19 protein-coding genes are annotated in these 21,689 nt (G+C 41.2%); 9 read left to right on the forward strand and 10 right to left on the reverse strand.

Translation table 11 applies throughout. The annotated features are described in order from the left end of the window. The 5 genes from HUJ21_RS15730 to rpmH form a co-directional block, all read right to left on the reverse strand. Nucleotides 1-442 (reverse strand): DUF2480 family protein (locus HUJ21_RS15730; RefSeq protein ID WP_291371439.1); only part of this gene is annotated, 442 nt, incomplete at its 3' end. After that, on the reverse strand, nucleotides 439-1,128 hold the full coding sequence (tsaB, locus tag HUJ21_RS15735) for a tRNA (adenosine(37)-N6)-threonylcarbamoyltransferase complex dimerization subunit type 1 TsaB (RefSeq protein ID WP_291371441.1): 690 nt from the start codon (nucleotides 1,126-1,128) through the stop codon (nucleotides 439-441). The genes tsaB and HUJ21_RS15730, both read right to left, overlap by 4 nt. 22 nt (nucleotides 1,129-1,150) lie before the next feature. Continuing rightward, the gene (locus HUJ21_RS15740) at nucleotides 1,151-2,815 is read right to left on the reverse strand and encodes a S41 family peptidase (protein WP_291371443.1); all 1,665 of its coding nucleotides are present in this window, start codon (nucleotides 2,813-2,815) and stop codon (nucleotides 1,151-1,153) included. Then, nucleotides 2,808-3,191 (reverse strand): ribonuclease P protein component, encoded by a 384-nt coding sequence (gene rnpA / locus HUJ21_RS15745; protein ID WP_291371445.1) that lies wholly within the window; start codon nucleotides 3,189-3,191, stop codon nucleotides 2,808-2,810. Before rnpA ends, HUJ21_RS15740 begins: the two co-directional genes overlap by 8 nt. Before the next feature lie 45 nt (nucleotides 3,192-3,236). Further along, nucleotides 3,237-3,395, reverse strand: a complete 159-nt coding sequence (gene rpmH / locus HUJ21_RS15750) for a 50S ribosomal protein L34 (protein ID WP_092170336.1) — start codon at nucleotides 3,393-3,395, stop codon at nucleotides 3,237-3,239. 115 nt (nucleotides 3,396-3,510) lie between these two features. Here rpmH and HUJ21_RS15755 point away from each other — a divergent pair, with 115 nt between their 5' ends. Next, the gene (locus HUJ21_RS15755) at nucleotides 3,511-5,157 is read left to right on the forward strand and encodes a M61 family peptidase (protein ID WP_291371448.1); all 1,647 of its coding nucleotides are present in this window, start codon (nucleotides 3,511-3,513) and stop codon (nucleotides 5,155-5,157) included. A gap of 71 nt (nucleotides 5,158-5,228) precedes the next feature. Then, entirely contained in the window at nucleotides 5,229-5,672 is a 444-nt protein-coding gene (locus HUJ21_RS15760; protein WP_166150927.1) for a DoxX family protein, read from the forward strand. A 35-nt stretch (nucleotides 5,673-5,707) separates the two neighbouring features. Here the strand turns inward: HUJ21_RS15760 and HUJ21_RS15765 are convergent, their stop codons facing one another. From HUJ21_RS15765 to HUJ21_RS15780, 4 genes are all read right to left on the reverse strand, one after another. Next, nucleotides 5,708-6,424 carry a peptidase, M16 family protein gene (locus HUJ21_RS15765; protein WP_291371451.1) on the reverse strand — a complete coding sequence of 239 codons (717 nt, stop codon included), beginning with the start codon at nucleotides 6,422-6,424 and terminating at the stop codon, nucleotides 5,708-5,710. A gap of 18 nt (nucleotides 6,425-6,442) precedes the next feature. Beyond that, the gene (locus tag HUJ21_RS15770; protein WP_291371453.1) at nucleotides 6,443-8,491 is read right to left on the reverse strand and encodes a pitrilysin family protein; all 2,049 of its coding nucleotides are present in this window, start codon (nucleotides 8,489-8,491) and stop codon (nucleotides 6,443-6,445) included. A gap of 18 nt (nucleotides 8,492-8,509) precedes the next feature. Further along, nucleotides 8,510-9,847 (reverse strand): pitrilysin family protein, encoded by a 1,338-nt coding sequence (locus HUJ21_RS15775; RefSeq protein WP_291371455.1) that lies wholly within the window; start codon nucleotides 9,845-9,847, stop codon nucleotides 8,510-8,512. A 121-nt stretch (nucleotides 9,848-9,968) separates the two neighbouring features. Continuing rightward, on the reverse strand, nucleotides 9,969-10,415 hold the full coding sequence (locus HUJ21_RS15780) for a PA2169 family four-helix-bundle protein (protein WP_291371457.1): 447 nt from the start codon (nucleotides 10,413-10,415) through the stop codon (nucleotides 9,969-9,971). 141 nt (nucleotides 10,416-10,556) lie between these two features. Between HUJ21_RS15780 and HUJ21_RS15785 the strand changes: the two genes are divergently transcribed. The 4 genes from HUJ21_RS15785 to HUJ21_RS15800 all read left to right on the forward strand — a co-directional run bounded on the left by HUJ21_RS15785 (nucleotide 10,557) and on the right by HUJ21_RS15800 (nucleotide 15,544). After that, nucleotides 10,557-11,786, forward strand: coding sequence for a histidinol-phosphatase (locus tag HUJ21_RS15785; RefSeq protein WP_291371459.1), 1,230 nt, complete (start codon nucleotides 10,557-10,559; stop codon nucleotides 11,784-11,786). Between the two features lie 142 nt (nucleotides 11,787-11,928). After that, nucleotides 11,929-14,112 carry a S9 family peptidase gene (locus HUJ21_RS15790; protein WP_291371461.1) on the forward strand — a complete coding sequence of 728 codons (2,184 nt, stop codon included), beginning with the start codon at nucleotides 11,929-11,931 and terminating at the stop codon, nucleotides 14,110-14,112. Nucleotides 14,113-14,212: 100 nt separating this feature from the next. Continuing rightward, a complete protein-coding gene (locus HUJ21_RS15795; protein ID WP_291371463.1) occupies nucleotides 14,213-14,584 on the forward strand; it encodes a hypothetical protein in 372 nt (123 codons plus the stop codon). 393 nt (nucleotides 14,585-14,977) lie between these two features. Beyond that, nucleotides 14,978-15,544 carry a DUF3244 domain-containing protein gene (locus tag HUJ21_RS15800; RefSeq protein ID WP_291371465.1) on the forward strand — a complete coding sequence of 189 codons (567 nt, stop codon included), beginning with the start codon at nucleotides 14,978-14,980 and terminating at the stop codon, nucleotides 15,542-15,544. 354 nt (nucleotides 15,545-15,898) lie between these two features. On the opposite strand, the gene HUJ21_RS15805 is transcribed toward HUJ21_RS15800, so the two are convergent. Continuing rightward, nucleotides 15,899-16,321 carry a hypothetical protein gene (locus HUJ21_RS15805; protein WP_291371467.1) on the reverse strand — a complete coding sequence of 141 codons (423 nt, stop codon included), beginning with the start codon at nucleotides 16,319-16,321 and terminating at the stop codon, nucleotides 15,899-15,901. A 97-nt stretch (nucleotides 16,322-16,418) separates the two neighbouring features. On the opposite strand from HUJ21_RS15805, the gene HUJ21_RS15810 reads away from it, so the two are divergent. The 3 genes from HUJ21_RS15810 (at nucleotide 16,419) to HUJ21_RS15820 (ending at nucleotide 21,689) form a co-directional block, all read left to right on the forward strand. Beyond that, a complete protein-coding gene (locus tag HUJ21_RS15810) occupies nucleotides 16,419-18,944 on the forward strand; it encodes a bifunctional UDP-N-acetylmuramoyl-tripeptide:D-alanyl-D-alanine ligase/alanine racemase (RefSeq protein WP_291371469.1) in 2,526 nt (841 codons plus the stop codon). A 359-nt stretch (nucleotides 18,945-19,303) separates the two neighbouring features. Next, nucleotides 19,304-19,966 (forward strand): hypothetical protein, encoded by a 663-nt coding sequence (locus HUJ21_RS15815; protein WP_291371471.1) that lies wholly within the window; start codon nucleotides 19,304-19,306, stop codon nucleotides 19,964-19,966. 7 nt (nucleotides 19,967-19,973) lie between these two features. Beyond that, complete coding sequence (locus HUJ21_RS15820) at nucleotides 19,974-21,689, forward strand: capsule assembly Wzi family protein (protein ID WP_291371473.1); 1,716 nt, start codon at nucleotides 19,974-19,976, stop codon at nucleotides 21,687-21,689.

Here is a 21,689-nt window from a genome sequence, read left to right on the forward strand (position 1 = left end):
TAATTATGCCTATCACTTCACCGTAGGCGTAATCCGGTACAGGCAATTTGCTGCAACCCTTGATCACCACCGGCCGGTCTCTCAAACCCTCTACATCCAAATTTTTTAAAGCACTCGCCATTAAATGAATCTCCAGCTCGTTCAAATCCCCAATAACCACATCTTTCGCCACTTCCTGGAGTTTAACTACCGCAAGCATCAGAGCCCAGGTAGGGATAATCGCATCTGCCGAACAATGTACCGCAACCAATTTGCCGGAATATACCGACCAATCCAGTTCTTTCATACTTTGCCGAAAATCCAATTCTTTAACCACCAGGCCCTGATAAAGGAAGGGAGCAAGATCAAACTGCACACGCTCTCCTTTCTGGTAAAAGTTCTCCAGGTCTATGGTAACTATCGGGCTGTTGGCTACCCGGTTTACAATATCATTCTCATTCATGACAACAATGGGTTTTTCTTTGACTTAAGAACCATAAACTCCTTTAAGTAGTTCGGCTCGAAATACGCAATATCTGCTGACAAACCCAGCTTGTATTTTTGAAAGGCAATTTCCCCCACACTGGTTGCCGAATTGAGTTTGTCTACAAAAACAGCATTTGAAGAACTGATCACAGACCTGGTTTTTGCATTCGCATTGCCTAAAAAGTAAACCTTGCTCCGGGACAAATATTCCTGAAACGCATGTTCATCCAAAACCTCTGGCTTCAGGTCAACCAAAGTTTCTCCGGTATGATCCAAAATCTTCCTGTAAACTTCCATCCTCCTGGCATCTATCATAGGAACAATACAAGCATCTTCCTCAACCTGGTGAGCAAGTTGACGGCCAAGTGCATCCAGACTATCTACACCTATTAAGGGCAGGTCATGTGCAAAGGCAAGACCCTTTGCTGTAGCTACACCTATTCTTAAGCCGGTATAGGATCCCGGGCCTTGTGATACCGCAATGGCACCAAGATCTTTCAAACCCAATCCGGATTGGTCCATCAGAGACTTGATGCTGGGCACCAGTTTGCTACCATGGACATTGTCCTGAAACAATTCCATCAAGGCCAAAAGCTGCCCATTTTCATGTATGGCAATGGAACAAACGGCAATGGACGTTTCTATGGAAAGAATTTTACACATAATTATACCGAATAATTTGACATTAGTCCTTTTTAGAAGACAAGGTCAGATCATAGTGGTTTGTATCTTCCAATATTTCCATTGCCTGAAGCAGCTCAGGATCGTCGTCCAGGGAAGCGGCGATAATGCCGCCCTGATAATAGTACCTGGAAACAATCTCATCCTTCAGGGCATTCTTGATTTCATCTTCAAACGTAATCAGGTCCTGCTCCTTGCTATGGCTGACGCTTATTTTTAAGGAAGCCAATTCATCTTTTATATCCTCAAAATACTTCTCACGCTCGGCATACTTTTCCAAGTCTTCTATGGTCTTCTCAACACGAGTAGTATAATCGTATTCTTTATCCTGAAGCCAATCCACAAATTGACCGTACAACTCATCACTAACTTCAAATTTCCTCGGATCAGGTATGGAATCATGTTTAAGGGAAAACTCGCTGGCAAAATCGAAAATCAAACTCCGGGTAACCAGACTATAGGTAATTGGGGCAAAGGAACGTGAATCCACTTCTATGTCCGGCTCAATACCCGCCCCATCAAAAACAGTTCTTCCATTTCTGGTTTTGAACTCCTTTCTCAGTGAATCCGCTACATAACTCCCATTACCATCCTCATCTTTGGTACTGTAATCAATGGCTTGAATACAGCGCCCACTGGGAATGTAATATTTGGCAGTGGTAAGTTTAACCTGGGAATTGTAGGATAAGGGGATGGTGCTTTGAACCAGACCCTTACCAAAAGATTTCCTTCCTACCAGTACTGCACGGTCATAATCCTGCAATGCACCTGCTACAATTTCTGAAGCGGAAGCACTTCTTTCATTGATCATTACCACAAGGGGGATATCTTTATCCATAGGGGAGAATCTGGTTTTATACTCTGCATTGACATTTTCAAGCTTCCCTATTGTTTTGACCACTTCTCTTCCTTTGGGAATGAAAAGATTTACGATGTCTACTGCCTCATTGAGAATCCCTCCGGGATTATCCCTGACATCCAAAATTATCTTTTTTGCTCCGGCATTCTTTAAATCCTGCAATGCCATACCCACGTCTTTTGATGCATTGGTAGTAAAATCTGTCAGTTTGATATATCCTGTCTCCTCGTCTACCATCCCATGATAAGGAACATTGCTGATAACAATCTTTTTCCTCGTAAGGTTGAAAGAAAGCGTCTCTTCACCACGTTTTACAACTACTTCCACCTCTGTATTGGCAGGACCTTTCAATAATTCAGATATCTCCGAAGTGTTTTTTTCAACTACGTCTACTCCATCTACTTTTAGCAATTCATCAGCAACCCGCAGGCCAGATTCCTGAGCAGGGAAACCTTTATAGGGCATCAATATCATATTGGTACCTGTTCTGTTTCCAATTAAAGCACCTACTCCACCGTACTCCCCTGTGGTCATCATCCTGAAATCATCGAATTCCTCCTCAGGAATATATTCTGTGTAGGGATCCAATTCTGCCAACATCGCATTGATCCCTACCGTGACAAGATCATCCGGGTCTATTTCATCCACATAATAAGAGTCCAATTCTCTCACCAGTGAAGCAAAAATGTCAAGGTTCTTGGCAATACTGAAAAGCTTATCATTCTTCGGTTGAAAGGAAAGCAGGATTACTGCTGTTCCCAATAGGGCCAAAATACCCAGGAATACCTTGTTTTGAATCAATTTATGCATTTTTTTTAGATTTAATCTGCGGAATTTTCTTAAGGACTCTGATGACCTTTGACTCAATATCATGGAATCTCATCAAATCCTGAGAAACGTAAACCAGTGCTATAAGTTTCCTGGGATTAGCTGTATCTGCGTCCTTCAACAAAAACTTATTTTGGCGGTAGGCTTCTTTTACCCTTCTCTTGATATAATTTCTATCTACGGCTTTCTTAAACCTCTTTTTTGAAACAGAAACCAAAAACTGATGATTGGATAGCTCACCTGGCTCAAAATAAATAACCTTAAAGGGATATAAAAAAAAAGAGGAACCTTTGTCAAAAAGTTCCTTGATTAACTTTTTGGAATGTAATCTTTCCTGTTTTGAAAATTTACAATCCATAAAATCTCATTAAATAGCTATCTCATAAAGATAGTTAAAAAAACATTACTTCTTAAGGGTCTTCTCTGAAGATACCGATAATTTATGTCTGCCTTTTGCTCTTCTGGCTTTAAGTACTCTCCTGCCATTGGCAGTGGACATTCTCTCTCTGAAACCGTGCTTGTTTCTTCTTTTCCTTCTGGAGGGTTGAAAGGTTCTTTTCATTATTGCTATATTTTAATGAGTTGACTCTGATTTTTAAAGGAGTGCAAAGATAGGTAGGATTTTTTTATTTACAAATCAGTGGCTTACTTTTGTTTATAACCTAGCTTTACTTGCAATGATATATTCACTTTCCGTACCAAATCCTGCCTCACAACTCCTAAATATCCATCTTGAACTCAATTGTGAAAAAGGAGAAAACCTGGTATTACAACTTCCAGGCTGGAGGCCTGGTCGTTACGAAATAGCCAACTATGCACAATTCCTTAAAAACTTAAACGTCACCGGGCCTGAAGGCCAGGTCCATTGCCATAAAAGGACCAAAGACCTTTGGGAATTCCAGGCTCAAGAAAAAGGAGTCTACAAAGTAAGCTATGGCTATCATGCTGCACAGATGGATGCAGGAGGAAGCTGGGCAGATGCTGAAGAGGTTTATGTCAATTTTATCAATCTTGCCTTCGCCATTGAGGGTCGTGAAACCGAATCCATAGAAGTAAAATTGGACCTGCCCGAGGAATACCTATTGGCATGTGCTCTACCCCAACCAAAAAAGCATCTTTTACTGGCACAAAATTTCCAGGAATTGGTAGACAGCCCCCTGATCGCTTCAGCCGATTTGCAGCATCGCTCTTATACCGTCAAGGACAGTACATTTCACCTTTGGATATCCGGAAAGATATATTTTGATTGGGATATTCTTTTAAAACAATTTGAAAAATTCACAGAAAAACAAATCGCTGATTTTGGAGAGTTTCCAGCAGAAAATTATCATTTTTTAATTCATTTACTCCCATTCACCCATTACCACGGAGTAGAACACCAATATTCAACGGTCATTACCATAGGACCGGATGAAGCAATGGGTCAAAAATCTGGAATGGACAGACTCATTGGAGTCTGCAGCCATGAATTGTATCATTTTTGGAATGTATGCAGGATAAGGCCCAAGGCCATACAGCCTTATGATTTTTCAAAGGAGGCCTACCTTTCCGAAGGAATGGTAGCTGAAGGCGTGACTACTTTTATGGGGGATTATTACTTGCTGAAATCCGGCTTTTTTAGTGTCTCAGAATATTTGGAATCATTGGAAAAACTGTTTGAAAGGGCTTTTGAAAACCTGGGATGGGAAAATCAATCCATAACGGAATCCAGTTGGGACCTCTGGCTTGACGGTTATAAGGCAGGTGTTCCGGATAAGAAGGTAAGCATTTACACGCATGGAGCGTTACTGACATTGGCCCTGGACCTGATCTTAATGAAAAGTGGTCACCGAATGCATAAGGTAATGAAAGTAATGTGGACCAATTTTGGCACTTCGCATAAAGGATACACTATAAAGGATTTTAAAGCCATAGTCGCCTCCTTTGCCCAACATCCTGAAGTAATATCCTCCTTTTTTGACCGGTTCGTCTTTGGTACAGAAGACCTGCTTCCCACCCTAAGATCACTACTCCCGACTATTGGGCTGGAAATGAAGCAAATTCCGAAAGAAAATAAACTGGAAAGCGAATTTGGCCTGAAAACCAATAAAAAAGGTCAGGTCCTGAAAATTCACCCCAAATCGTTGGCCTACCATCACCTGATGACTGGTGACCGCATTATATCCTATCAATTTAAAGAAAATGGCCTCCATTTGACTTTTGAACGATGGAAGAAGGAAAATGTCATCTTCCTTCCCGCTTCCGGTGAAACAAGCTTTTATATGGATTACAAACTTGTCCTGACAGGAAAATCAGCAGCATTCAGCCAATTCATCGAAAGTTAAGCAATAGGCTCCTGTCCAAACAAAACTTATCTATATGCGTATAAACAGCTGTAAACCAATTATATCAGGCTATGGATACAATACATCAAATCGAACATTGGGCAGACAGGCATCATCCCAGGTGGATAGATTTCATCCGGATTGCTTTGGGTTTATTTATCCTATACAAGGGGATCATGTTCATCTCCAATACCGATGAACTGATGAACCTTATCCGGGAAATGGATATAGGATTCTTTCACATGGCCCTTGCGCATTATGTTGCCTTTGCTCATCTGGTAGGAGGAATTTTGATTGCTATGGGACTGCTTACAAGATGGGCAGTAGTAGTACAGGTTCCCATATTGATAGGAGCGGTATTTTTTGCCAACATGGACTCCCGTTTTCTTTCAGTGACCAATAGCGGGGAGTTTTGGGTTTCCCTTACTGTCCTGGTCCTTCTGTTGGTTTTTTTGATTTTTGGATCAGGTAAATTTTCTGTAGATGAATACATGGAAAATCACAAAAACGCTTAAAAACTTAGATCGGCTAAATTAGCCGATCTAAGTTTTTATTCAAACATCGAATCATCCAGAGCCTGGTTGATTTGGATATCGATCACTCTTGTTTCCAGTGGGACTGGAATCATGGGATTTGAAATATTGATTTTCATGGGAAAAAGAATGCCTTCGATCTCTTGGTAATCCATAAATTCCACATCTCCGGCAATATCTGTCTCCATTTTTAATTTCAGTCCGGTTGCCACACTAAAAAATTCCTTACTCTTCATACCTTCTCCATTGTTTAAGAGCAAAGTATAAGCTTCTTCTCCATTGATTTCTTCATTTTCTCCCATGGTCATGGTAAAACCCATTCCCTCATAATGTAATTCCGGGAAAGCAAAAATATTGGTTTTCAGGGTTTCCAGTTGATCTGTTGTTAAATTTTGAACCTGGCCCATGGCACTCATATATCCCTCATTGCCTTTTACTACTGTTTTCTGAACCACATTTCCTTCCATGACGATTTGTTGCATCATTCGCATCTGCTCCATGTCCCGAATGGTACTCATTTCCACCTCCATACCCTGAACCGTAGCTTCCATTACCAACACCAGCGTCTTAATTTGATTGATTTTGTCAGCCCCACCAATCGCTTGCACATAAGCCTCTATCACTTCTCCGGGAGTTTTTCCCAGAGAAGGTTTTACCGCTTCATCCTTAATCCATTTACCATTTACAAAGAGAAGCATTACTCCGGAAAGCAGTAGAAAAACAAGTCTAACCACTACAAAATCCTTTTAAAATTATTCAAAATCCTGATCGGACAAAGATACATTTATTTCTATATTATTTACTTTGGAATTTAGCGGCACAGGAATCATCGGACTTTTAATAGCCATTGAAACCGGTATCTTTACCCCTTCGAATTCCTGATAATCCTTATAAGTAGTCTCTCCTGAAATCTGATTTTCACTTCTGAGCTTAAGTCCACTACCCATACTGTAGTAGTTTGTCACTTTGCCACCAGTGGGGTTTGAAATCACCACTTTGTAAGCAGGTTGCCCTTCAATTTCTGTTGCACCATCTAAAGATATGGTGTAGCCCATTGTTTCATAATACAATTCTGGTATCAACCATAAGGAGGCCATTTTCAGATCTTCATATTGTTCATCTGTAAGGGTTTGCGACTGCCCCATTCCACTGATGTTGGCTTCACCATCCTTAAGGATTGTTTTGGAAGCCTCATTGCCCATCATCAGCACCTTTTGTATCATTCGCTGTCCTTCCATGTCATGAAGGGCTACCATGTCCAATTTGGTACCTTGTACCTCTGCTGACATTTCCACTTTGGCCGATTTTATATTTTCTGCAGATTCTTTCCCTCCAATGGCCGCCAGGTAATCATCTATGACTGAAGAGGCCGTTTTATCTACATCGGACAATTCAATTTCCTGAACTTCTTTTCCGGTTTCGTCGTAGAGGCTGACTTCCCCAAACCGGGACAAACCTTCCTTAATCTCTGCCCCATTACCAACCACGGTTATGTACAAGTTTTCCGGCATCATGTACTTTTTGGCTACCTCATTGATATCTTCAACGGTAAGGGCATCCAGCCGCTGCAGGTAGTTGCTGTAATAATCATTAGAAAGTCCATATCTCGCAATATTGATGGCGAAAGAAGCAATGTTATTTGGATTTTCAAGAGATCGACCAAATCTCCCACTTAAATTGGCTTTTGCCATTTCAAGCTCCTCCACGGTGATACCATTTTCTGCCAGATTCCGGATCTCGTACAACATTTCATACACGGAGGAATCCGTAACGGCATTTCTAACGGAGGTGCTGGCAGAAAAACGGGCGATCAATTTATCCGATCCAAAACTTGACCTGGCCCCGTAGGTATAACCTTTAGTTTCCCTAAGATTTCCGTTTAATCTGGAATTGAACCCTTCTCCCAATATAAAGTTCAGTACCCTTGTGGCCATGTAATCATCATTGGGAAGGTGCATCTCAACGGGGTATGCTATATTTATAACAGATTGAACTGCGGAGGAACGATCGTGTAAAGCTACCTGGTTTTCAGATGGAGGTGTAGGGGTTGGGTAGTCAAACTCAGGAACATCTGCCTTTTCCCAGGCTGCAAAATACTTGTCCACCAGATCCCGGGCCTCCTCTTCGTCAATGTCACCTACTATAGCCAGATAGGCGATGTTCGGTTTGAAAAATGTATTATAATAGCCCTTTACATCTTCCACTGTCACATTCTCTACCGTTTCCTCAGTTAGGGGTTCCCCATAGGGATGGTCGGTTCCGTAAACAAGTGCTCCCGAAACCACACTCGCCAGGTAATCAGGATCATCCTTGGAAGCAGCAAGGTTGGTCAGGGATTGTTTTTTAAGTTTATCCAGCTCTTCCTGAGGAAAAACAGGATGGTACAAAACATCTGTCATCAATTCCAATGCTTTTTCCTGATGCTTTTTCAATGAAGAAGCAGAAATAGAAGTGGAACTGGCACTGAGGGAAGCTCCAATAAAATCTACTGCTTCGTCCAGTTCATCCTTGGTTTTGGATTCGGTGCCCGCCATCATCAAATCCCCTACAAAACTCGTAAGACCAGCCTTCTCTCCTTCAAAAAGAGGGTCCCGGTCCAGTATCATGTAGAAGGAAACCCTGGGCAGTTTGTCATTGGGTACCACAAAAACTTTTAACCCATTCTCCAGGGTAAAAGTAGCAGGGTCGGTAAATTCAATGGTGGGCGCAGGTCCCGGTTTGGGCAAAACACTGCGATCAACCTGAGCCTGCAGTTGAAAAACAAATAAGCAGGCGAAAAGAGTTAAATATCGATTTTTCATTGTTCTCGGCTTTTTGGTTTAATCCTGGCTTGCGGCGGTCTGCTGTGATTTTGGCAAATAATAGAGAACTACCCGGCCATCTAAAGTTAAATACTCCCTGGCCACACGTTGAATGTCAGCTTTACTGACTTCCCTGTATTTTTCCAATTCCCTGTTGATATAACCGGTGTCTCCATAAAACAATTTGGATTCAGCCAGATTCTGGGCAATCCCTTCAATAGAAGAATTTTTACTCACCAAATCGTTCTCAATAATGTTCTGGAGTTTTTGGAAATCCTGGTCCGAAATGCCTTCTTTCTGAACTTTCTGTATCAACAAATCCACTTCATTCTCAAGATCCTCGGGTTCAACGCCCATATTGGCTATACCATACATGATGAAAATCCCCCCATCTTCCAGATCCAGCGGAATGGCCGCAATCACCAGGGCCTTTTGTTGCTTATCAACAAGTTCTTTGGTCATCAAGGAAGACTTACCCCCAGTGAGGTAGGTTGACAGCATTTCCATCGCATAGGCATCAGGGTGATTTTTGGGTGGTAAATTGTACGCCTGAATGATGGCGGGTATCTGAATATTGTCATAGATGACATCTCTGATTTCCTCGGTCTTCCTGGGCTCCTTTACATCCGGCCTATATATTTCCTCTTCACCCCTCGGTACTTCAGAAAAATATTTTTTTACCCAGGCTTCTGTTTGATCGTAATCAATGTCTCCTGCTATTGTAAGAATGGCGTTGTTTGGCACATAAAAATCATTGTAAAATTGCATGAACTCGTCAAGACTTGCGGCATTCAGGTGTTCCAAAGATCCTATTGGTGCCCATTGATAAGGATGTTTGGTATAGGCTCTTTCCAATGTTTCAGGAAGTATGGTACCATAAGGCTGATTGTCATAACGCTGTCTTTTCTCTTCCTTTACCACTTCTCGCTGTGTCTCCAAACCTACCTCATCAATTTTAGCATGAAGCATGCGCTCACTTTCCAGATATAGTGCCAATTCCAGGTAATTGGAAGGCATTAGTTCGTAATAATAGGTAATGTCATTGCTGGTAAATGCATTCAATGCACCTCCATTACCTTCAACCAGATCGGTGTATTGTCCTCTCTCAATATTTTCAGAGCCCTCGAAAAGCAGGTGTTCAAAAAAATGCGCAAAACCGGTCCTCTCGGGATCCTCGTTTTTAGATCCCACATGGTACATCACCGATGTTACCACAATAGGCGTCTTATTGTCCTTATGCATGATTACATGAAGACCATTATCCAGGGAAAATTCCCTGAAATCTATGTTGGTCTGACCTAAAGCAATGGTGTGGTAGAAAAACACACCAATAAGCCAAATAATATGCTTTTTCATAGGCAGTTATTTAAATGTTATTGTCGTTAATGGATTTCTTAATTTATTTGACCCTTAATTTAAAAGTTTATCGGTTAACATTTTCGTTAAGGGCTAATTTTATGCCAATAAACATCAATCCTCAGGGCTTGATTCTCTCTAATAACGCTTTTATGGCAGCAAGGTTTTTCTCGTTTTGCTGTTCCAGCAAGGAGTAAAAAGTCTCTGAAACCAGTTCTGGATTTCGCAATAAAATATCAAACTCCCTGGTCGCTTTCTTTTCAGCTTCCATGCAGTATTTTGCAATTTCTTTTTGGTTGTCGTGATCCAGCGAGGTTTTAAAATTTTTCCAGGATCTTTGAAACAAATTAAGGAAACTCCCCTCTTCAAGGGGCTTTCCTTCCAATCGGTAGATTTCTTCATTGAGGGCATCCCTCAACACTATCTTTTCTTTTGCCCGCTCTATAAAAAAATCTTTAAGAGATCCCTCTTCAATATTCCTTGCGGCATCTTTATATCCTTTTATCCCATCATGGGTATGCTTGAGTATTTCGTTCAGGTATTTGATCAGTTTTTGTTGGATGGCCATAGATAAATTTAAGTATGCTTGAAGGGTTAAATATACCAAAATGCTTTCATCCTACCTATCCGCACTGGCAATAGCTTTCTTTCAGATTTGATATTACCCGGGGTTTCGATATATTCACCCCTTAAATCAACCTGATTTCCAATGCTTCCATTATTCAAAACCATTGTTGCCGAAATCGGCAGGCGAAGTTCTAATTTACTAATTGTCCTATTTATATTTAGCTGTTCATCCAGTAATGTGCAGGAGGCCGAAAAGAAAAACTGGTATAAAGGTAACCTGCATACCCATTCTTATTGGAGTGATGGGGATGAATTTCCGGAAGTGATCATGCAATGGTACAAAGAAAAAGGATACCATTTTGTGGCTCTATCCGATCACAATATTTTTCAGGAGGGAGAAAAATGGGTCAACATCAGGAAGGACAGTCTGTATCGGACCGCTTTTCAGGATTACCTGACAGCCTATGGTGAGGAATGGGTGGTTTATGAAGAAGAAGGCGAAGACCTGAAGGTGAAATTGAAGACTTTTGATGAATACGCCCCGCTGTACCACGAAGCAGAACGATTTATCATGTTACCGGCAGAAGAAATTTCAGCCGGATATGAGGGCAAACCCCTGCACCTAAATGCCACCAACCTGGATAAATTGATTCAACCCAGAGAGGGAGGAAGTGTGGTAGAAGTTTTACAAAATAATATCAATGCAGTCCTGGAGCAGCGGGAAGCTTCAGGAAAACCCATGATGGTCCATATCAATCACCCCAATTTCAGATGGGCCATCACCCTGGAGGACATGATCCGGCTGAAGGGAGAAAGATTTTTTGAGGTGTATAACGGTCATCCTTCTGTCAATAACCTGGGAGATTCGACCCGGATTGGATATGAGGAAATGTGGGATTTCATCAACATCGCCTACCTGGAAAAGAAACAACCCCTTCTTTTTGGACTGGCTACTGACGATAGCCATAGCTATCATGAACAATCCAGCAAACTGGCCAATGCTGGCAGAGGATGGGTGATGGTCCAAACGGATACCCTTTCCCCGGCTTCCCTGATCCAGGCCCTTGAGCAGGGAGATTTTTATGCATCCACGGGAGTAACCCTGGAAACGCTTAGCTATACCGACAATACTTTACGGGTAGTGGCACAGGCCAAAGAGGGCGTAAACTATACCCTGGAATTTATAGGATGTGAAAAAGGTGAAAAAGAAACCAGGGTTTTAAAAACTGTTCAGGGCAATTCAGCTGAATTTGAGGTAGGTCAGGACATGCTTTTTGTGCGCTGTAAAATTATCTCTTCCGAACCCCAGCCCAATCCTGTAGAAAACATGACCAATCAGCTTGCCTGGACGCAACCTGTGCAACCGGAATAAAAGTTTTGTCTTTTAGTCAAAAAAAATGGGTGCGCTGATTAAAAATATAATGAATGCCAAATCCGGACAGGAAACGACAATCAATTGATCTTTTCATTTAATCCTGGAATTTTGGTAATAATACCCACAAATTAAACGATACATGCATCATTATTCTAAAATTGGGGCCCTTTTACTCCTGGCTTTTCTCATCCCACAATTTCTCATTGCACAGGAGGGTAAAAAAATAAGCCTGGAGGATGTAATCAAAAAACAAAGCTTCCTTCCACAAACGGTTCAGGGCATCAACTGGATGCGGGACGGTCAATATTACAGCTCCCTCAGCGTGGTGGACGGCCATTCCCAGGTGGTAAAAATCAAGCTGGCTACCGGTGAAGAAACAGCCGTATTGATTGATGGCCGCGAAATTGGATTGAATTTTACTGAGTATGCCTTTAATCCGGAAGAAAGTATGGCCTTACTCGCATCAGAGGTAATTCCCATTTACCGCAGGTCAAGCAAGGCCACCTATCACCTGTTGGACCTGAAAACGGGTAAGCTTCGACAATTGGAAAATGGGGAAAAAATTTCCTATGCCAGCCTTTCTCCTGATAATAAAAAAGTGGCCTTTGTCAAAGGGAATAATTTATTCTATGAGGACCTGCAATCTGGGGAGAAAGTGCAGGTCACAATGGACGGTCAAAAAAATGCCATTATCAATGGGGCCGCCGATTGGGTTTATGAGGAGGAATTCTCGATGGCAAAAGCTTTTGAATGGTCTCCTGATGGGGAAAAGCTTGCCTACATCCGATTTGATGAAAGGCAGGTTCCTGAGTTCAACATGCAAAAATGGGGGAAATTGTATCCCGAAGATTATCATTTTAAATATCCCAAGGCAGGGGAAAAAAATGCGGAGGTAAACATAAAGGTATATGATCTTAAAACGACGCAAACCAAAACCATGGATACGGGCAAAGAAACGGACATTTACCTTCCCAGAATGTATTGGAAAGATGACAGTGAAATTTTGGCTATCATCCGATTAAATCGGCTCCAAAACCAAAAGGACATTTTATTTTCCGAGGTGGATACCGGCAAATCCAAAGTGATCTTATCAGAAAAGTCCGTCACCTATGTAGACCTGAATTACAATGACAACTTTATTTTTCTACCAGAAGAAAGGGGCTTCATTACCACTTCAGAAAAGGACGGTTACAAACACATTTATCATCACGACATAGCAGGCGAGCAGATCAGGCAAATAACCAGGGGAAATTGGGAGGTAACTTCAATGATAGGGGTTGATGCAGCAGCGGAAATAGTATACTTTGTTTCGACCGAAAAATCTCCTTTGGAACGTCATTTTTATTCCGTTGCCCTCAACGGAAAAAGGAAAAATTTGCTCCGTCCTGAGAATGGTACCCACAGCATTAATATGAGTCCGGACCACCGGTTTTTCATTGATGCCTACAGCAATGCAAACAAGCCACTTCAAATAGGCCTATATGACAATAAAGGAAAACAAATAAAACTATTGGAAGACAACCAGGACCTTCAGGAAAAAATGCTTTCTTATCACTTTAACCCAAAAACTTTTTTTTCCTTTCAGGTTCCGGATGGAATTTCCCTGAATGGATATATGATAAAACCCCCGGCATTCGACCCCTCCAAAACCTATCCCTTATTGCTTTATGTCTACGGGGGACCGGGTTCTCAGAATGTAATGAACGCATGGGGCAGTACCCGGGACTGGTGGCACCAACACCTTGCCGCTGAAGGTTATGTTGTCGCTTGTGTGGACAACAGGGGCACAGGTGGAAGGGGAAAAGCATTTAAGCACAGTACCTATGGTCAATTGGGAAATCTGGAAACGCAGGATCAAATCGCTGCCGCCCAACACCTGGCTACCCTGCCTTTTATTGACGAAGAAAGGATTGGCATCTGGGGTTGGTCTTATGGTGGATATATGTCTTCATTGGCCTTAATGGTAGGAAATGAAACTTTTAAAATGGCTATAGCCGTGGCACCTGTTACCACCTGGCGTTATTATGACACCATATACACCGAAAGATACCTGCAAACCCCGCAGTTAAATCCTGCAGGTTATGACAATTTCAGTCCGATCAATCATGTGAACAAATTGAATGGGGATTTTCTGCTCATCCACGGTACCGGAGATGATAATGTCCATTTTCAGAATTCGGTAGACCTGGTAGACGCATTAGTTGCTGCGGATAAACAATTTGACACTTTTTATTACCCTAACCGCAGCCATGGTATTAGTGGGGGAAATACAAGCTGGCACTTGTATCAAATGATGACAGCGTTCATAAAGGAGAAATTGTAATGCAAGATAACTTGAATGGAAATGCAAAGTAATTTTCATTCCCTCTTTTGGCTTTTGGGGAAATTACTCTATATTCAGGATGGCAATAAATCCCAAAATCATGAAAGAAAACATACATACCACTCTTCATAGTCTGAGCCTGATAGCAGTAATCGGACTGCTTGCCTGGTACTACATTGGTTCCGGAAACACTGCTTCTACGATCTTTACCTGGATGATCGTCATCCTCATAATAATCGAAATAAGTAGTCTTGCCCTGGTCAGCGGTATTTATCCAGAAAGCCATACTTCATTCAAAATAGGAATTATTGCTACACTTTTTATTCTACTGGGCATCAAAGTAATGTTGCCTTCTTTTTTCGTTCCCCTAACGGTCACCCTTATTGCCGTCAATTTTCTATATAATTTTTACACCACCAATAAAAGAAAAAAAGGAGGGTTTAAAAGGAGAAAAAAACCATTAAGGTACTGATCTTCAATGTTTCCCCACAAGGGTTTACCTACCAATAAAATTCTTTCTATTGTTCGGATAACTACAAGCGAACGTACGCTATCGTACACTAATTCCACTAAATTTAAAACTTCCTGATCCTGGTATTTTTGTTTAAAAAAAATATTTGATTTTTATTTTTCCTTTTCCAGTCCACTCCCTCCCTGAAATGAGGTGAAAAGTGTATTGAAACCAGACGTTTTTTACCAAAACTGTACGCTTATCGTACACGTAGAGCCTAAACCAATGGTGTATTCAGGGTTTTAATTTATAATAATTCTTTTTGGAAAATATTTTATGGATAAATAGAGATTTTCATGGTACAGGTTTGGTATGATGTCATGCAAAAGCAACCAAAACAAAAACGCGCATACCATGAAAACTCTAGTAACATTATTAATGACAATGAGCCTGGCATTCGGAAGCCTGGCAGCAGAAAAAAGCCTAATGGAAATTTCCTCCATAGAAGTGGGCGAACAAAAATTTACGCTTAGTCTGACTGAAGCGGTAGGAAGAATACATGTATCCATCATTAATTCCAATGGAAAGGTGATAGAACGAAATTTATTTATAGTCAAAGGACCGACCAACATCCCTTTTAACATGACTAAGGTGCCTGAGGGAAAATATAAAATTAAACTCAAAACAAAAGAAGAAACCATAGATTTTGAGCTGGAAAATAAAAAGGAGGTAGAGAAAAAGCTTTTGGCCTACGTTAAACCCATTGATACAAAGACCTTTTCCCTGAAAGTTCTGGGAGTAGAGCAGGCAGGAACGGAAGTAACCATTTTCGACCGTAGTGGTAAAATAATTGGTACGGATAACATCCAGGAAACTGGTGGCTTTTCTAAAAAGTATCACCTTAAATTCATGAAGCTGGAAGAGGTTTACATAAGGGTTTTGAGTGCAGATGGAAAAATCAAATACCTGTATTTCGATTGAAAAAAAGCACTGCGAAAAAAGCCCCAGATTTATCATCAGGGGCTTTTTTTTATATGTTCAAAGAAAGATGGCTATACCCTAAAACTACCCATTCTACAGATATCATCCCCTTTAAAGTATTTGGTCACCCCTTGTTTGATTATTTCTTCTTACTGATCTACATTCAACTTCATCTGTTCCCTTAGGATATATAGTTGAAGTCTGAGTTCCGGAACATAAACCAGACAGTCACTAAAACGGATTTAAAAATTATAATTAGAAATAAACCGGATTAAAATTTTAAAGCCAAAGAATTTATTGAAGTAAAAAGACTGATTTTATTAATAAATTAAAAAACCATCAAGGGAAAGCCAATTAATCCTCCTTGAACCTGTCCAAAACGTAAAGAAAAATGTTAAAGGATAATGTTGATACCTCTTCGCTTACTTCCTCCTTTTTCCAATCACTTTTTTCTGAATGATCCTTATACTTATTTCTTTCCCTCACCAAATCCTGGTCTTTTTTCGAGGAATATCCTGAAAAAGTCTCTTGATTTGTTCCTTTTTCATTTTCTGAGGTCGAGGGGTGATAAGCTTTTTCCTTCTTGGTTGGATCAGCGATTACTACATCCCTTTCCGATTGCCCAAATAAGTTAACGGTTAAAAACATACAAAACAAACATCCGAATATTACAGCTTTAAAAGCTGTTTTCAATATTAAATTTTGTAAACCCATGATGTTTTCCTGTTCATATGCTTTATCAACCTTTATTTTTGTAATAATGTTATAAAAATACAAAAATTTTTATCGTGGACCAAACTTGAGCCTCTATCCCGTCCCACTCCCTTTCCTGCCTAACATGTTGCAATAGACAAAGCTGGTAAAACTTACATAAATGAGTAATTATTGTGATAAATTTACCAGGGGAACCAAAATAATCAGGGTAAAGATGATTCAACCTATTAATATAAAAAAATTTGCCGGCAATTATGGGGGAAAGTTCCTTGGTTTATCAGGCAGCGACCAAATTAGCCAGGTTGCCATTGACTCAAGGAAAATCCAATCGGGAGAGGAAACCCTATTCGTTGCCCTGGATGGATCGAGGCAGAAAGGTTCGGATTTTGCTGAGGATGCACACAGGCGAAATGTTAGAAATTTTATTCTTCCCTTAGCTGGGGAAAAAAATACAGACAACCTTGAAAATTCCAATATTTTATTGGTGGAAAAACCCCTCTATGCCTTACAGGAATTGGCGGTAATGAACAGGGAAGCATTTAAGGGGCCGGTAGTAGGCATTACGGGTAGCAATGGTAAAACCATCGTAAAAGAATGGTTGGCACAAGTATTATCTCAGGATTTCCAGGTATTTAAAAGCCCAAAAAGCTACAACAGTCAGATAGGAGTTGCATTATCGGCATTGGAAATCCAATCCCGGCATCAGATTGCATTGCTGGAGGCAGGAATCTCCCAACCGGGAGAAATGGACCGTCTAAAGCAAATCATTCAACCACAACTTGGTATTTTTACCAATATCGGCAGTGCTCATGATGAGAACTTTGATAATTTGGAAACAAAAATCAAAGAAAAATACAAACTCTTCACTGAGGTTAAATACCTGATTTACAGAAAAGACCATTCAAGAATAAATCACCTCCTCAAAAAGGCCTTTGATCACGATAGGTTGATCAGTTGGTCGGATAAAAGCGGGGCAGATTATATGCTTTCTGTTCGACCGGAAAAAAACGGGTCTAAAATATTTATGGCGGCCAGAGATTTACGGACCTACACGTTTTTTACTACTTTCAGAGATCCCGCCTCCCTGGAAAATATCAGGCATGTGATCGTATCCTGTATGACTTTGGGAATGAAGCCTGAAAATATACAAAAGGGCTTGCAGTTGCTGCACGCAGTAGAAATGAGACTGACCCTAAAGTCGGGAATTAACAGGTCTCTCTTAATTGATGACAGCTATAACAATGACCTTGCCGGACTGGAAATTGCCCTGGAATTTATGGCTCACCAAAGGAATCCCACGGGAAGAAAAATATTGATCCTTTCAGAAATGCTCCAGGAAGGTGATGAGATTGCTCTTTTTCAGAAAATTGCAGGTTTATCGGAGCATTACGAAATTGATTTATTTGTAGGTGTTGGAAAGCACTTTTCCCATTACATGCATTTGTTCCCAAAACAAAGCATTTTTTTTTCAGATACCGCTAGCTTATTGGAAAATATACCCGGTTTCAGTTTGGATAAAGATTTGATTTTGGTAAAAGGAGCCAGGGATTTTCATTTTGAAAAGATTATTCAATTGCTGGAAGCACAGGTACATGAGACTGTTTTGGAAATTAACCTAAATGCACTGCGTCATAATTTCAATTTTTATAAGCGCATTCTTCGCCCGGAAACCAAAATAATGGTGATGGTAAAAGCTTTTGCGTACGGTGGTGGATCCGCAGAAATTGCGAACCACTTGCAAAAAATCGGCGCCGATTATCTATCAGTTGCTTATATAGATGAGGGAGTATACCTCAGGCAAAAGGGTGTCACCCTTCCCATAATGGTCATGAATCCCGACATGCAACATTTAAATTTGATTCAGGAATATGATTTGGAACCTGTTGTTTACAATAGGCGAACTTTACAGGATTTGACTTCTTCACCCATTGGCCAGCCGAAGGGTATTTCCATTCATCTGGAATTGGATACTGGCATGAGCCGATTGGGATTTGTTGAAACCGATCTGGAAGATATCCTGACACTACTCGGAAAGCACAAGGAAATCCAATTAGCGGGACTTTTTACACATTTGGCTGGTGCAGATGAGGCCATACATGAAGATTTCAGCAGGAAACAGCTCAAGACCTTTGACCGGATCAGTAAAGTCATCATGAGTACCCTTTCTTGTCGTCCAATAAGACATGCCCTGAATTCTGCAGGTATCGTCCGTTTTCCGGATCAGGCCTTTGACATGGTCCGGCTGGGAATTGGGTTACACGGAATAGAAATCAACCAACTTGAGCAGGAGAAGCTACTGCCTGTTGCTACCTTAAAAACGGTTGTGTCTCAAATAAAAAAATTGACCAAAGCAGATACCATAGGATATGGGAGGCAAGGGAAATTGATGCAGGATGGAAAAATCGCAACTCTGGCAATTGGTTATGCAGATGGATATGACAGGCGTTTTGGCAACGGAAAGGCATTTGTAATGATACAAGGAAAAAGGGCTAGCACTATTGGCAATATATGTATGGATATGTGCATGGTAGACGTTTCAGGTTTGCAGGTGAGAGAAGGAGATGAGGTAATCCTGTTTGGCAAAGAACCCTCCCTTCAGTATTTAGCAGCTCAAATAGGCACCATTCCCTACGAATTACTCACAGGAATAGGCATGCGCGTCAAAAGACAATATATCCTGGATTGAATCTCAGTGTATTTCGTCCAAAACAGCTGCTGTATTGGATATATTTTCGTTTATTTGTGATTTAATTCTGAGGTTGAAATAGGTTTTAATCCGTAAGCTTGAGAAAAAATTGAGTCAATCTAGTGTCTGATTTCATCTGTATATAATTTGTCTTTAAGTGGTCAGATGGAATCTCGCATGCTTTAAAATTATACCACTGTGTTACGGATTCGTCATGCTCGATTTCATGCTATTGATTTCTTGCAAATCCAGGTGGTAAAGCAAAAGGATCAGATCCGTTCCCGGAGTTTTGGGATAAGTGGAATAAAATCCTGCTGCACAAAACGTTTTACATTCTGTTATTTAAAAAAACATCCCTGATGTTATCCTTTTCGATAAAAAACAAGCTCCTTTCCCTACTTCAAATTATTTTTGTGGGCTGTTGGTTCTCTTGCGAGACGAGGCTACAGGAAGAGGTGAAAATTTATGATAATGACTTTTCTCAATCCGACTTGTTGAATTTTGAAAGTGGGAGGTTATTTGATTTTAACGGGGATATGGTTTTGGGCTATTTCCACAATGAAGAAATTCTCCTGAACCTGCGGGATCTCCCTGCCCACAATGCCATCAAAGTGACAATTGATCTTTTGCTGCATGATAGCTGGGACGGAAATCCGGACAATATCGGTGGTCCTGACTTCTGGTACATGCAATTGAATGGACAGGAAGTGCTGCGGACCACCTTCTCCAACAGCCCATGTGAATCCACCTATTGCCTATACCAATCTTACCCGGATAATTATCCCCGGTTTTATGAACCCAAAACAGCAGCTGAGAGCAGCGATCTACCGGGTCGTTGCCAATATCAAAACAGCCTGGGCTGGACCAGCCGCTACCAAATCACCAAAATCATCAGCCACTCGGCAAGTAATCTGGAAATCGTCTGCGGAGATGAATTGAAACAGGAAAATGCGGCCGATCCGGTGTGCGATGAGAGCTGGTCCATTGCAAGAATTCAGGTGAGCACCATGACGCTAAATTGAACTGAAAATGAGCAATAAATACCTTTCCCCCTATTCTCTGGTCTGCTTCCTCGTTTTAATAAGCTGTGTGGTATTCCCATCCCGGGTTTTCAGCCAAAGTGTTAGCCTCAACCTTCCGGTTTATGGAGACTATATGCGCAGGCAACAGCTTTTGGGGAATTTATCAGAAGAAAGTAGTTTTATGATCCGCCCATTATACCCTACCGAGGTATTTGATACTTCAAATGGGCTTGATCTGGATGAGACCTTTACCGATGAGGATTTATCCGAATTCAATTTTAGCACCAAAGATAAAAAGGGCCGTTTTCAGGTACTTCCCCTGATGTTTAGGGGGCAGTATAATGCGGAATACGCCTTTGGCATCAATGACGGCCCCATGATTCCCAATAAGGGCATGCAATACCTTTTTAATGCAGGTGTTTTTTTTGAATATGGGCCCTTGAGCATTCAGTTCCAACCTGAAGTCCTGCATGCTGCTAACCAGGATTTTCAGGGCTTTCCACTGGATCATTGGGGAAGTACCTGGCTGCAATATTACGAATGGCTCAATACTGCTGATATACCGGAAAGGTTTGGGGGTTCTCCTTATACCCAATTGGGCCTGGGACAATCCAGTATACGGCTAAATGTAAGGGAGTTTTCATTGGGCATATCCAACGAAAACCTCTGGTGGGGTCCTGGCAGAAGGTCGTCCCTCTTGATGAGCAACAATGCTCCCGGCTTTCTACACCTCACCTTAAATACCAGAAAGCCTGTCCAAACAGCTATCGGCGGATTTGAAGGTCAATTGATCGCAGGGAAATTACAGTCCTCAGGTTTTGAACCTCCACACCATAATTATATTTATGCCAATACGCCGCTTTACGTTCCCAAAAGACGGGATGAGGATTGGAGGTATGTATCGGGCCTGATACTGACTTACCAACCCAAGTGGTTGCCAGGTCTCTTTCTTGGCTTTAGTTCTGTCTCCCAAATGTACCATACAGATCAGGAAAACCTGGCCGATTACCTGCCCGTTTTTAACGGAGAAAAGGGACCGGAAAGCATTTCCAGGCCTGATGTAGACCAAAGGAACCAGCTCAGTGCCGGTTATTTCAGGTGGATGGATGTCAGTGGTCATTTTGAATTTTACGGCGAATACGGCTCCAATGGCAATAGCAGAAGCCTTTCAGATTTTCTGATCAATCCGGATAAAAACAGGGCATTTACTTTTGGTTTTATCAACCTGATTCCTTTAAAAAATAGTGAAGAATTTTTTCAAATAGGCATGGAAATGACGCAAACCGGTCAAACCATCAGGGAGGTAATTCTTGCCAAAAACAGCTGGTACACCCACCCTCATGTGAGGCATGGATACACACACAAGGGCCAGGTTTTGGGTTTTGGTTATGGTCCCGGAAGCAATGTGCTTTCTCTGGACGCTTCCTGGGTGAAAAATTTTAACCGATTGGGGTTTCAACTGGAGTATATCAACCATAACAACGATTTCTATTACAAGCGTTTTGAAGAAATCAAGGATTGGCGGAGAAAATATGTGGACATTGTACCCTCAATATTGGCAGAATGGAGGTTCGATAACCTGCTGGTTTCCGGAACATTCCAGTATGTGAGTACCCTTAATTACAAATGGTATCTGGAAAATCATCCTGAAATTTATTTCGTGCCTGGTCTTGACCAAAATACCATTGTAGGTAACATTGGAATTTCCTACCTCATCAAATGA

Origin of the sequence: Cyclobacterium sp. (genome assembly GCF_014762705.1) — a bacterium.
Taxonomy (GTDB): Bacteria; Bacteroidota; Bacteroidia; order Cytophagales; family Cyclobacteriaceae; genus Cyclobacterium.